The organism is Pseudomonas sp. WS 5079 (assembly GCF_012985465.1).
Classification (GTDB): Bacteria; Pseudomonadota; Gammaproteobacteria; order Pseudomonadales; family Pseudomonadaceae; genus Aquipseudomonas.
Genome location: NZ_JAAQWN010000004.1, coordinates 129,242 through 141,832, shown reverse-complemented (window position 1 = coordinate 141,832; position 12,591 = coordinate 129,242). Strand labels below are relative to the sequence as shown.

The following is a 12,591-nucleotide window of genomic DNA, read 5'->3' as shown; positions in this document are numbered from 1 at the left end:
AATGGTCGGGCAGGAAGAGTTGCGCTTGCAGGGTGCGGATAACTTTCGCAGCCTCAAAGGTATTCCCACCGGTTGTGGTCGTCGTATCGGCGACCATTACCTGTTACGGGCAGAACAGCTGGATCGACTGACCGCTGAAGACTGGCAGACCTTGCGGCGGATCGGCCTGACAACCGTCTGCGATTTACGCAGCGCCGCAGAGCGTGAGCGTTACCCGAGCGGCGTACCCGATTCGGCTATCGCGCAACTCCACCTGGAGGTGCTTGGTGATGTTCGTGCCGACCCACGGATTGCCGCCATGCTCGCTGATAATCCAGAGACTCAGGGCGCGCGAAACATGATGTTGGAGGTCTACCGGCAACTTCCGCACCTGTTGGCGCCGTTGTTGCCAGCGCTGTTCGAGCTGTTCTCTACCCGCAATGCATCGGTGCTCATTCATTGCACGGCGGGCAAGGACCGCACCGGGGTCGCGGTGATGTTGCTGCTGCACGCACTGGGCGTCGCACCGGAGCACATCATGGCCGACTATGTGCTCTCGGCACGTCGCTTCAGTCAGCTGGAGGTGGCGCGTCAGCAGGCCATGAGCACCACGGTGAGCCACCTGGTCGGCCAAGCGGTCAGCGAGGCGGCCATTGATGCAGTGCTGGATGCCCGTCCCGAGTACTTGAATGCTGCGTATGCAGTGATCGACGCCGAGTACGGTGGACTGGATCTTTACCTGCAGCGCTTCAGTGGTTTGAGCCAGAAAGGCTTGCAGACATTGCGCGATACCTTGCTGGTCGCCTAGGTCACGACTTCGGTCACTACCCGCGCGGGTTTCCATTGCGCCAATCCAATTCCCAGTAAAATCAATCCGCCTCCGACCGCGTGGTACAGGTGCAATGTTTCCCCCAGCAACACAATCGCCAACACCGCGGTAAATAACGGGACCAGGTTCATCAGCACGGCGGTTTTTTCTGGCCCCAGGGTTTGCAAACCACGCATCCACAAGCCGGGCGCCAGCGCTGAGGCAAACAGACCCGCGAACAACACCAGCGGGACATTTGCGGTTGTCAGGGCTATCGAAGGGGCCAGCACAAAGGGCGGCACCAACAGCAGGGTGCCGCAGATTATTTGCACGTAAAGGCTTTCCCAGGTCGGCAGGGGAATCTGCCAGCGCTTGACCAGCACGCAGTACAACGCGTACGACAGCGAGGCCAGCAACATCATCAATTCCCCTTGGCCAACCCCGTGTGCCCAGAGCGAGGGCAGGTCGCCTGCGGCCAGCAACCACGTCAGCCCGGCAAACGACACCAGAGCACCGACCAATAACGTCGCGGTCGGTTGGGTATTGAGCAGGGGAAAGGCGAGCAGCACGGTGAGCAGGGGCATGGTCGCCAGGATCAGGCCCATGGAAGTGGCGCTGACAGTGTGCGCGGCGAAATAGGCCAGCGACTGGTACAGCGACATGCCGAGCAAGCCCAGCAGCCACAACTTGGGCAGGTGCGGCCGAATCTGCTGCCGCAACCGCAAGACCTTGGGCAACATCACCGGTGACAACACCAGCAACGCGACCAGCCAGCGGTAAAAGGAAATGGCTGCGGGGTCAATCACCCCAACCGAAAGGCGATTGACCACGGTACTGGCGGCCCAGATCAGCGTGGCAAGAACAGGGAACAGCAAGTTCATCACGGGGGCGCCAACGTTGAGGGTGCGCACTACGCACCGGAGAGTTTGTCGATATGTTTTGGTGTTATTCGCTGGCAGCGTTACGTGCCGCAATCGTCGCGGCAAAATCGCGTTTGAGGGTTGGAAAGTAGGCAATCTGCCCACCCATGCCGCCGGCAATGTCAATCGAGGCGGCGCTGATGAAGCTGGCATATTCACTGGCCAGGAACAGCGCCATACCGGCAACGTCTTCAGGTTTGCCATAACGCCCGAGCGGTACCACCTTCATCACCATGGCGTCGAACTCCTCGCGACTGACGCCAGGTCCCATTTCCTTGTAGTGACGATCCCATTGACCGGTATCGATCCAACCCATGTTCAGGCTGTTGACCAGGATATTGTCTTTGGGCAGTGACATGCCCAATGAGCGGGAGAGGGCGATGCACGATGCGCGATTGATTACTGAGGGAATTCCGTCGGGCGTCGGAATCACCCCGGCCAAGGCGTTGATTTCGATGATCCGTCCCCAGCGCTGTTCACGCATGAACGGCACCACCGCCTGCACGAATCGGAAATGCCCCATCTGCAGAATGTTGGCATGTTCGAGGATGACTTCCGGAGTGAGGGTGTCGAGGTTGCCGCCACGGCCTTGACCGGCGTTGTTCACCAACACATCGACCCCGCCCCACGCGTGTGCAACTTCAGCAACAAACGCCTTGACCCCCTCACTGTCCGTCACGTCGACAGCCCGGGCAATCACCGCCTGGGCGTGTTCCGCAAGTTGCGCGCCGACTTCCCGGACGTCTGACGCACTACGGGCGCATATCGCTACCCGCGCCCCTTCAGCTGCGAATGCCCGGGCGATGGCCAGACCAATGCCCCGCGAAGCGCCCGTGATGATCACGCGTTTGGCACTCAAATCAATATTCATGGTGGCTCCTCTTGTTTTTCTTCTGGCGGTTCACTGCCGTTTTACCCGCGCAACGCCAGGCGTTCTGTGGGATGGCAGGGGCTATTGAAAGCCCAAAGCACAAAAGCGTCAAAGTTTATTTGAACGTTTATCTGTTTTGTGTGCAGTATTTACCGGCGAAACGCCTTTGCTGGAACGATTCTTCACCTTGATGGGTGTGAAATTCTATATGGAGAATGCAAATCTTTATGTGGAATTTTATTTTGTGATCCGTTACGGTGACTTTCAACTGAGGAGGAAAGTGGGTCTGGATGCGTGCCAGACCTCTTCAGCGGACTGTCCAGGCGAGACATTCAACGATATTGTGGGGTAGCGCATATCGCTGGAGCGACCGTTTGAACGCACATAGCGACTGAAAATAACAATAAAAGGTAGTGTGTATGAATCATAAGACCAAGCAGAGTCGGCTGGTACTGGCTCAAGGTGCGCTTACGCTGATGATGGTTGGCGGCTCTCAAGGCGTCATGGCGCTCTCTTTCGATCTGCCGAACCCTGATTATCGCCTGCGTTGGGACAACACGGTCCGCTACAACCTGGGCATGCGGACTGACAGTCAGGACAGTCGCATCATGAACACGCCGAACTTCGACGAGTCCGACGGCAAGTTCGATAAAGGCGACATTGTTACAAATCGTCTCGATGTGTTGAGCGAACTCGACTTTTCCTACCTCAACGAGTGGGGTGGACGCCTCAGTGGTGCCGGCTGGTTTGACCAGGCCTATAACGATCACGATGTGAAAAGTAACGTTCCCGGCTACGCCACCAGCTATCACAACAATCGTTACAGCGACGAAGTGAAGCGCTACATGAACGGCCCGTCGGGAGAGATTCTCGATGCCTTTGTCTGGCGCAACTTCAACATCGGCGACACACCGGTCAACGTGAAAGTCGGTCGTCACACCAACTATTGGGGTGAAAGCCTGTTGTTCGGCGCTCACGCCGTGTCCTACTCCCAGGCCCCCAGCGATGGCGTGAAAGCCTCGACCAGCCCGGGTATCGAAACCAAGGAAGTGTTTCTGCCGGTGGGGCAGATCTCGGCCAAGGCCCAGGTCACTGATCACCTTTCGGTTGCCGGTCAATACTTCTACGAATGGGAGCCCACGCGCATTCCTTATGGGGGTACCTATTTCGGCGCGGCCGACCCTTTGTTCGAAGGTCCGGACCAACTGCCGGTAGCGCCTAACGGAGCGACGTTGCAGCGTCAGGATTCGCGCTTCGGTCGCGATGGCAAAAACTGGGGCGTGATGGCCAAACTCAACGTTGAAGAAGTCGAATCGACGTTCGGCGCCTACTATCGCCAGTTCGACGACTACCAGCCTTGGCTGGCCCCACAGGTCAAGGCAGCGCTGGGTTCGTACCGGGTTGTTTACCCGCGTGGCGTGAAGCTGGCAGGCGTCAGTTTTGCTCGGGTTTTCAACACGATTGCGGTCGGCTCTGAACTGTCCTACCGCATGAACGGTGCCTTGAATGCCACTGGCGTCAGCGCGCTGGACGACGAAGGCCCGCGCGGCGACACCATTCACTTTATTGCCAACGCCGTTTACGGCGTGCCGCGTAACTTCATTTCGAACAACGCGACCCTAGTGGGTGAGTTCGCCTACAGCCACCTGGATCGCGTGACTGAACACGAAGAGCTCTATAAAGGTGTCGGAAAAGCCGCTTGTACCAATGCCAGAACGCCAGGTATCGCCGGGTCCGGCAGCGAGTCGGATGGCTGCTCCTCGAAAGATTATTATGCGGTCGCGGTCAACTACACTCCGCAATACATCTCGATCTTCCCCTCCTGGGACATGGATGTACCTCTCACCGTCAACTACGGCCTGCATGGCAACGCACCAACAGCCGGTGGCGGCAGCGAAGGCGCGCTGGCTTACTCCGTCGGCGTCAAACTCACTTATGCCCAGCTGTATGAGTTCGGCCTGCGTTATGCCGACACAGCGGCCCAACCGAAGAACCTGGCCAATGGCACCGTCGCCGGTAACGGCAACGTAGGCGGTGAAGACCGCGGCTGGCTGGCTTTTACCTTCAAGACCTCCTTCTGATAAATCAAACAAGAATCGGAGAACGTGTTCATGAAACGTCCACTTGCATTAACTGCCGTCCTGATGAGTTTTGCGACCTGTAGCCTCACAGCCGCCGCTGCTGGCGACGCCTCGGACCTGGGTAAGAGCCTGACGCAGTTCGGAGCGATTCAGGCCGGTAACGCCGATGGCACGATCCCCGCTTACGAGGGCGGCCTTACCACCGCTCCGGCGGGTTTCAAGCCCGACAGCGGGTTTTGGGTTGATCCGTTCAAAGATGAAAAGCCACTGTTTCGCATTGACGCCAAAAACGTCGACAAGTATGCGGACAAGCTCAGTGAGGGGCAGAAAACCCTGATCAAGAAATACCCGACTTACTACATCGACATTTACCCAAGCCATCGCACGACTGCCTATCCCAAAGCGGTACTCGATGCCACCGTGCGAAACGCCAGCAGCTGCGCGATCCAGAAAGATGGCCTGGCCGTTGATCCATCTTGCCGTGGCGGCCTGCCGTTCCCGATTCCGAAGACCGGCAATGAAGTGATGTGGAACCAGCAGGTGCGCTACAAAATCGGCACCGGCTACTCGACCACGACTTCGTCCAACAGCTGGGTAGTCGACGCCAACGGCTCGATCACCAAGACCGCTGAACAGGCGACATTCGAAGAAACCCCGTACTACCAGGTGACTCAGGCGGATCGCGATCCACTGATGTACGCACGAGTGTTCTCGCGCAACGACTATCCGGCGCGGCGCTCCGGTGAAGTGGTGGTGCTCACTGACTTCCTCGATCCATTGGCGAAGGCCCGTCGTTCGTTCAGTTATTCCCCAGGCCAGCGCCGGGTAAAACTCGCACCGGAATTTGCCTTTGATACACCCGTTGCCAGCCAGGGTGGCGTGACGCTGTTCGACGAACTGCAAATGTTTTCCGGGAGCCAGGACCGCTTTGACTACAAGCTGGTCGGTCGCAAGGAAATGTACATCCCGTACAACGCCTACAAATTCTACTTCGGCGTCGGCAAGCAGGAAGACCAGTTCATGCCGCACCACGCCAACCCGGCGAACGAGCGTTGGGAGCTGCATCGGGTGTGGGTCGTGGAAGCCACGTTGAAGCCGGGTATGCGCCACGTCTACAGCAAACGCACCTACTACCTGGATGAAGATACTTTCGGCGTCGGCCTGTATGACGCCTGGGACAAGAGCGGCGCGTTGTATCGCTCGATCTTCCTCAGCGGCGTCCAGCTCTACGACAAAAACATTCCCTATAACGTGAAAAACGTCGTGTATGACTTCAACAAAGGCATGTACGCGTTGCTCAACGATGGTTTGAAGGGCGGCTACAAGTTCATCGACAAACCACTCTCCGAGCGTGACATGAATCCTGAAGCCATTGTGGCTCGGGTCACCCAGCGCTGATGTGATTTCGCCTGTCCTGCCTGCCGGTTTGCGCATCAAGCCGGGCAGGCAGAACAGGTGTGTTTGCCACGCGGGATGGTTAAGGAATAAAAATAATGACTAGCCCTTGCCCTGCTTCTTTTCTTCTCTGCACTTCGCGTCTGCTCCTGGCAGTCGCGTTTGCGGTCGGCGCGAGCTCATTGCTGACGACGCCTGCCTACAGCGCCGTCGCGTTGTCGGCCGATTCGCTCGACGTGCCGGCGCAGCGGATCGATGAACACCTGCCCGCACCCTTGCTGTCGGTCGCCACAGCGGGCGACGCGATGATTGGCGTCGGCCTGCACGGGTTGATCCAGCGCTCCATCGATGAGGGCCGCACCTGGCAACAGGTCGATAGCCCGGTGTCCAGCGATCTTGTGCAAGTGCGGTTTCGCGACGAGCGTCATGGCTGGATCGTCGGTCACGATGCGGTGGTCATGCACACCACCGATGGCGGTCAAAGCTGGCAAGTGCAGCTCGACGGGCGCCGCTTGTTGACCTTGCTCAACGCTTACTACGGCCCACGGGCCGAACAAGGTGATGAAGCCGCAGCCCAGATGCTTAAGGAAGTGGCTATGGCCGCCAGTACCTCGGCGACGCCGGACGTGTTGGCCGCACCCTTTCTCGATGTGATGTTCGATGAGCACGGCAACGGATTTGCCGTGGGTGCCTTCGGCATGTTGTTGCACAGCACGGATGACGGCCAGAACTGGCAGCCGTGGACCGAGCGCAGTGATAACGATCGGCGCATGCACCTGTATGGACTGGCGGAACAAGCGGGCACTTTTTACATCGGCGGGGAGCAGGGTTTGCTGCTGCGTCTGGATGGTCCGCAACAACGTTTCGTGAAAATCGATACGCCCTACACCGGCACTTACTTCGGCGTCCGCGCCTTCGACGGTCTGCTGCTGGCGTACGGGCTGCGCGGCAACCTGTTTGCCAGCCGTGATGACGGCCAGCAATGGCAGCCTGTGGCAACCAATCTCAATAGCAGCCTGGTCAGCATTGTCGAGCAGGGTGATGCCTTGATCGTCGTGAGCCAGGGTGGGCAACTGGTCAGCGTTGACCGGCAGAGTTTGCAGGTCACCCCGCTGGCAGATGCGCGGGTAGGCGAGGTGTATGCAGCCAGTGCCACCAAACAGGCTGGGAGCCTGCTTGTCACGCGCTTCAGCGGCGCCAAGGTCATCGATATCGCCCAGGCCAACTAAAGCCCCCGGCACGATTCCCCTACGAGAAAGAAAAAATGGTCGAGCAAAAATTCAACAGCGGGATGCCAGTGATTGCCAACCTGGAGGACTTTGACAAAAACTCCGGTGGCTGGTTTGAACGGGTCATATTCCGTCATCGCATGGTGGTCGTCGTTGCCTGCTTGCTCGCCACTGTGGTGCTGGGCTTCTTCGCTACACGGCTGCAAGTCAATGCCAGCTTCGAAAAAATGATTCCCAGCTCCAGCCCTTACATCAAGAATTACCTGGCGTATAAAAACCAGTTGCCAGGCCTGGGCAACAGCATTCGCGTCGTGGTGGAAAACAAATCCGGTGATATCTACGACGCCGACTATCTGCTGGCGCTGCAAAAGGTCAACGACACCCTGTACCTGATTCCAGGCATCGACCGCTCCTGGATGAAATCGCTGTGGATGCCCATCGTTCGCTGGAAAGAAGTGACGGAGGAGGGCATTGATGGCGGTGCGGTCATGCCATCGGATTACGACGGCAGTGACAAATCGATCACGGCCTTGCGCCGCAACATTATGCGTTCCGGGATCATTGGCAACCTGGTGGCGAACGACGGCCGGTCGAGCATGATTGTCGCGCCGCTGCTCGATACCAATCCGCAGACCGGACAACCCCTGGATTACGGTGATTTTTCCAAGCAACTGGAAGCGCAGATTCGCTCGCTGGAAAGTGACAAAGTGGGCATCCACATTGTGGGTTTCAGCAAGCTGGTGGGCGACCTGATCGACGGCCTGTATTCGGTCATGCTGTTCTTTGGCGCATCGGTACTGATCGCCGGGTTGTTCGTCTATTTCTATACACGCTGCCTGCGCAGTACCTTGCTGCTGGTGAGCGTGGCAGTGGCGGGGGTGGTGTGGTTGCTGGGTTTGATGCAACTCCTCGGCTACGAACTGGACCCTTACTCCATCCTGGTGCCGTTCCTGATTTTTGCCATCGGGATCTCCCACGGCACGCAAAAAATGAACGGCATTCTTCAGGACATTGGCCGTGGCACCCATAAATACATTGCTGCGCGCTATACCTTCCGCCGCTTGTTTCTCACTGGCTTGACTGCGCTCCTGACCAATATCGTTGGTTTTGCCGTGCTGGTGATCATTGATATTCCGGTGATTCGCGACCTGGCACTGACCACCAGCATTGGTGTCGCCGTGCTGATTTTCACCAAGTTGCTGCTGATTCCGGTGGCGTTGTCGTACCTGGGCGTCAGTAAGAAAGCCGCGCGTATCGCCATCGCCAAAGATCAGGCCGGCGCAGAAAACCGCGGTTTTCTCGGGCGTCTGTGGAGCGGCCTGGATCGCTTCACCGAACGGCCGATGGCCACGGCGGTGATTGCCGTATCGCTGGTGGTGACGCTGATTGGCAGCGTGGTGATGATGCACCTCAAGGTCGGTGATCTGGATCCCGGTGCACCGGAGTTGCGTGCGGATTCGCGCTATAACCGCGATAACGCCTACATCACCAGCCACTACGGACTTTCCAGTGACCAGTTCGTGGTCATCATGAAGACCAACGAAGACAGCTGCCGTCTGTACCAGTCGCTGCAAAGCATGGACAAACTGGCCTGGCGCCTGCGCCAGACGCCTGGTGTACAAACCACCCAGTCGCTGGCCGAAACCGTGCGCATGATCAGCTCCGGCATGGCTGAAGGCAGCCCGAAATGGTTGAGCATCAGCCGCGACCAGGCGATCACCAACTCGGCGGTGGATGCCGCGATGATTTCTGCACCGGGCATCACCAACCAGCAGTGCTCGGTCACTCCATTGATCGCCTACCTGGCTGATCACAAAGCCGACACACTGAGCCGGGTGTTGAAAGTTTCTGAAGAGTTCGCCAAGGAAAACAACACACCCGCTGGCGCCGAGCAGCCTGTGGAATTCCTCCTGGCTGCGGGTAATGCCGGGATCGAGGCCGCCACTAACATTGAGGTAGAGAAGGGCATCATCACCATGTACCTGGCCGTGTATGGCGCTACGGCCTTGCTCTGCCTGCTGACCTTCCGCAGTTGGCGCGCAACCCTGGTGGCGCTGATTCCTTTGCTGATGACTACGATCATCTGCAAGGCGCTGATGGTCTGGTTGGGGATCGGCCTGAAAGTGGCCACCTTGCCGGTAATCGCCGTGGGTGTCGGTGTCGGCGTGGACTACGCGCTGTATCTGCTCAGTGTGCAACTGGCGGTGCAGGAACGCGGTGGAAGCCTGGCGGTTGCGTATCGCCGCTCGCTGGATTTCACCGGTCGGGTCGTGGCGCTCGTTGGCCTGACCATGGCCGCCGGGGTGATTACCTGGGCCTGGTCGCCGATCAAGTTCCAGGCGGACATGGGCATTCTGCTGACCTTCATGTTCCTGTGGAACATGCTCGGTGCGCTGGTGTTGATCCCGGCCCTCTCGCATTACCTGCTCAACCCGAAAGGCAACTCCAAGGCCGGCGTGACCCTCGATCTGGAGGACGCGCGCGCCCAACAGGAACCGCGCAAACCCGCGGCCAGCGCACCTGCACCCCAATTGACCGAGCTCGCCTTACCCCGGCGTGTCCGCTGACTAATAGCCGGGCACAGACCTGGCTGGCAACTGCAAGGAGAGAACAATGTTCGAGTTATTGATGAGTGCCGACATGATGGTTCCGGACCCGGACGGCATGACGGAAATGTTGGTCGACAAGCTCGGCATCTACAAACACGAACGCTGGCGCCAGGCGTTCGATAATCACCCGTATATTGCGCATTTCCTGCGGGTACACAAATCCCTCGCGGTGTCGCCTACGCGCATCGAACCGCAGTGGCACCTGGATCGGCCGAACCCCGGTGATCCGTTGTTCCATGACTTTCTGGAAAGCCTGAAGGATTTCCAGGGGCATCATCGGCCGATGATCACGCACTCCATCGTGCTGGCCCTGCACGGGGACAAGTTCGACGCGCTGGTAGACAAACTGATGCGTCGTCGCTTGCCTTTCCGCATGGCGCAGCGCACCCCGGAAATGCCCTTCGACCGCTTATGGCTGGGTGCCACTCCCGAGCAACCGTATTACCAGCCCACGGTGGATGGCGGTTTGTGCATTGAGATCATGCCGACCGAGCCTTTGCAGATGCCGCCGGAAACGTATCAGTTGCCACCGATGCAGCCGCGTGATCTCAAGCCCGGCGACATGGTCCGCGTCACCGCCCGTGGCTTCCTGGTACGCGACCTCGATGAAACCCTGCGTAAGGTCTCGACCAACCTCGATTGGGAACCGAGCGGGCCGGTCGAGAGCATCGGCAGCGAAGGTTACCGCCGTGCGCGTATGGGTTTCACCGTGCCGAACAGTGCCACCCTCGATGTCCTCGAGGCGACCTACTGGAACACCGACGCCGGCCACTACGTCAATAACTGGGGGCCGGGTCCGTACTACATCCGCATCGGTGTCAACGATCTGGCTGCCAAGGCCGAGGATCTGCGGTCACGCGGCACGCGGTTCCAGTGGATCGAATCCTCCGAGGCCGTCGGCGGCCGTGCGTTGATCAAGATCGACCCACAAGAACTCAATGGCCAGGTCTTCGAGTTCGAGGAGTGCCCTGTATGAGCACAGCGCAAGAACCGCAGTCTCCCGTTTTGATCAACGATGCGGTGCGCCTTGAGCGTGATGCCATGGTGGGTTGGGTGGTACTGACCCGGCCCCGGCAGATCAACGCCATCAACGACGATATTCGTCAGGGCGTGCCGCAAGCACTGGCGCTGTTGCAGCAAGACCCGGACATTCGCGTGATCGTGATTCGCGGGGAAGGTGAGCGAGGCTTTTGTGCGGGTGCTGATATCAAGGAGCGTCGTGGCCCGGAATCGAGCCTGCAAGTGCGGCAGCGCATGGAACAGGTGCGCTGGATCGAAGCGCTGGATGGCATCAGCAAACCGGTGATCGCTGCCATTCATGGTTATTGCATGGGCGGTGGGTTGGAACTGGTGCTGGCGTGTGACATCCGCTTCGCCGCGCCCGATGCCGTGTTCGCCCTGCCGGAAACCGGCCTGGGGCTGATTCCCGGCGGCGGCGGTACGCAACGACTGTCCCGAGTGGTGGCGCCGGGTCAGGCATTGGACATGTTGCTCACCGGTGACCGGGTGGGCGCCGAACAAGCGCAGCGCATTGGTCTGGTCAGCCGCCTGGCCAGCGACAACGCCAGCCTGCTGGACGAAGTACGGGCCTTTGCTCAGCGCATCGCCGTCAAACCACCCACCGCGTCGGCGTTTGTCAAACAGGCAGCACGGGCGGCGCTGGACATGGACCTCAAACGTGGCCTGGACCTGGAGCTTGATCTGTTCGCCTTGCTGGCCCCGACCAAGGATGCCCGCGAGGCGGCCCAGGCGTTCAGTGAACGGCGCGAACCGCGATTTACCGGCGAGTAAAGCGCCACTCAAAACAATAAGGAACAGAGCATGAGCACAGGAAAACTGGCAGGACGAGTGGCCATTATTACCGGCTCCGGTGGCGGCCTGGGCGCTGAGTGCGCACGGGTGCTGGCGTCGCATGGTGCAAGTATTGCGGTGGTCGATATCAATTTCGAGGGGGCCACAGCTGTGGCCCAGTCACTCCTCGCCGAGGGGCATCAAGCCTTGGCGATCGCCACCGACGTCTCCTCGGAAGACGCCGTGCGCGCGATGGTTGCTCAGGTTAAACAGCATTTCGGCCGTATCGACATTCTGCACAACAACGCGGCGATCCTGAACGCCGAGCAACGTCAGCTAGACCGCGATTTCGTCAACCTCGACATGCAGGCCTGGGACCGCGCCATCGCCGTCAACCTGCGTGGCGCGGTGCTGTGCACCAAGCATGTGATTCCGGTCATGCTGGAGAACGGCAAGGGCTCGATTATCTTCGCCACCTCGGGTCTGGGCATGCAGGGCGATATGTCCCTGACCGGCTACGCCACCTCCAAGGCGGGGCTGATGATGCTGCCGCGCATGGTCGCCTCGCAATACGGCAAACAAGGCATTCGCGGCAACGCCGTGCAGATCGGCCTGGCGCCTTCGGAACACGCCATGCCTGAACCCTTGCTCGACATCCTGCGCGACAACCACTGCACTGCCGAGCTGGGCACGCCTCGGCAGATTGCCGATGTGGTGGCGTTCCTGGCCAGTGACGAATCCTCATTTGTCACGGGCACCACGCTGGTCGCTGATGGTGGTTTCAGCAGCCACACCCCCTCCCTGGTGGCGATGCGCGCGCTGTTTGCGCAGATGGGCCGCACCGGCATGTAACCCTTGCCCGGCGCATCCCGTGCGGTGCGCCGCGGCTGATCTTTGCCGCCATAGCC

At 59.3% G+C, this 12,591-nt stretch carries 10 protein-coding genes; 8 read left to right on the top strand and 2 right to left on the bottom strand.

What is annotated here, in order from left to right; translation table 11 throughout:
* Position 1: 1 nt before the first annotated feature.
* The gene (locus tag HBO05_RS12225) at positions 2-787 is read left to right on the top strand and encodes a tyrosine-protein phosphatase (RefSeq protein ID WP_020300818.1); all 786 of its coding nucleotides are present in this window, start codon (positions 2-4) and stop codon (positions 785-787) included.
* Here HBO05_RS12225 and HBO05_RS12220 read toward each other — a convergent pair.
* Complete coding sequence (locus HBO05_RS12220) at positions 784-1,668, bottom strand: DMT family transporter (protein ID WP_172312776.1); 885 nt, start codon at positions 1,666-1,668, stop codon at positions 784-786. The genes HBO05_RS12225 and HBO05_RS12220 overlap by 4 nt on opposite strands.
* A gap of 64 nt (positions 1,669-1,732) precedes the next feature.
* Positions 1,733-2,578, bottom strand: coding sequence for an SDR family oxidoreductase (locus tag HBO05_RS12215; protein ID WP_020300816.1), 846 nt, complete (start codon positions 2,576-2,578; stop codon positions 1,733-1,735).
* A 419-nt stretch (positions 2,579-2,997) separates the two neighbouring features.
* On the opposite strand from HBO05_RS12215, the gene HBO05_RS12210 reads away from it, so the two are divergent.
* From HBO05_RS12210 to HBO05_RS12180, 7 genes are all read left to right on the top strand, one after another.
* Positions 2,998-4,659: a DUF1302 family protein gene (locus HBO05_RS12210; protein WP_057005041.1), complete on the top strand. Its 1,662-nt coding sequence runs from the start codon at positions 2,998-3,000 to the stop codon at positions 4,657-4,659.
* A 30-nt stretch (positions 4,660-4,689) separates the two neighbouring features.
* Positions 4,690-6,057, top strand: coding sequence for a DUF1329 domain-containing protein (locus HBO05_RS12205; protein ID WP_020300814.1), 1,368 nt, complete (start codon positions 4,690-4,692; stop codon positions 6,055-6,057).
* Between the two features lie 95 nt (positions 6,058-6,152).
* The gene (locus tag HBO05_RS12200) at positions 6,153-7,283 is read left to right on the top strand and encodes a YCF48-related protein (protein WP_020300813.1); all 1,131 of its coding nucleotides are present in this window, start codon (positions 6,153-6,155) and stop codon (positions 7,281-7,283) included.
* Between the two features lie 35 nt (positions 7,284-7,318).
* Positions 7,319-9,850 carry an MMPL family transporter gene (locus HBO05_RS12195; protein ID WP_020300812.1) on the top strand — a complete coding sequence of 844 codons (2,532 nt, stop codon included), beginning with the start codon at positions 7,319-7,321 and terminating at the stop codon, positions 9,848-9,850.
* A gap of 46 nt (positions 9,851-9,896) precedes the next feature.
* Positions 9,897-10,868: a hypothetical protein gene (locus HBO05_RS12190; protein WP_020300811.1), complete on the top strand. Its 972-nt coding sequence runs from the start codon at positions 9,897-9,899 to the stop codon at positions 10,866-10,868.
* Complete coding sequence (locus HBO05_RS12185; RefSeq protein WP_057005042.1) at positions 10,865-11,683, top strand: enoyl-CoA hydratase/isomerase family protein; 819 nt, start codon at positions 10,865-10,867, stop codon at positions 11,681-11,683. Before HBO05_RS12190 ends, HBO05_RS12185 begins: the two co-directional genes overlap by 4 nt.
* A 30-nt stretch (positions 11,684-11,713) precedes the next feature.
* A complete protein-coding gene (locus HBO05_RS12180) occupies positions 11,714-12,535 on the top strand; it encodes an SDR family oxidoreductase (RefSeq protein ID WP_032904481.1) in 822 nt (273 codons plus the stop codon).
* Positions 12,536-12,591 lie beyond the last annotated feature (56 nt).

What these genes read in the sequence shown, in the direction of transcription:
- HBO05_RS12195 (WP_020300812.1), top strand. Translation starts at nt 7,319, where the DNA reads ATGGTCGAGCAAAAATTCAACAGCGGGATGCCAGTGATTGCCAACCTG.
- HBO05_RS12205 (WP_020300814.1), top strand. Translation starts at nt 4,690, where the DNA reads ATGAAACGTCCACTTGCATTAACTGCCGTCCTGATGAGTTTTGCGACC.
- HBO05_RS12220 (WP_172312776.1), bottom strand. Translation starts at nt 1,668, where the DNA reads ATGAACTTGCTGTTCCCTGTTCTTGCCACGCTGATCTGGGCCGCCAGT.
- HBO05_RS12210 (WP_057005041.1), top strand. Translation starts at nt 2,998, where the DNA reads ATGAATCATAAGACCAAGCAGAGTCGGCTGGTACTGGCTCAAGGTGCG.
- HBO05_RS12180 (WP_032904481.1), top strand. Translation starts at nt 11,714, where the DNA reads ATGAGCACAGGAAAACTGGCAGGACGAGTGGCCATTATTACCGGCTCC.
- HBO05_RS12225 (WP_020300818.1), top strand. Translation starts at nt 2, where the DNA reads ATGGTCGGGCAGGAAGAGTTGCGCTTGCAGGGTGCGGATAACTTTCGC.
- HBO05_RS12215 (WP_020300816.1), bottom strand. Translation starts at nt 2,578, where the DNA reads ATGAATATTGATTTGAGTGCCAAACGCGTGATCATCACGGGCGCTTCG.
- HBO05_RS12190 (WP_020300811.1), top strand. Translation starts at nt 9,897, where the DNA reads ATGTTCGAGTTATTGATGAGTGCCGACATGATGGTTCCGGACCCGGAC.
- HBO05_RS12200 (WP_020300813.1), top strand. Translation starts at nt 6,153, where the DNA reads ATGACTAGCCCTTGCCCTGCTTCTTTTCTTCTCTGCACTTCGCGTCTG.
- HBO05_RS12185 (WP_057005042.1), top strand. Translation starts at nt 10,865, where the DNA reads ATGAGCACAGCGCAAGAACCGCAGTCTCCCGTTTTGATCAACGATGCG.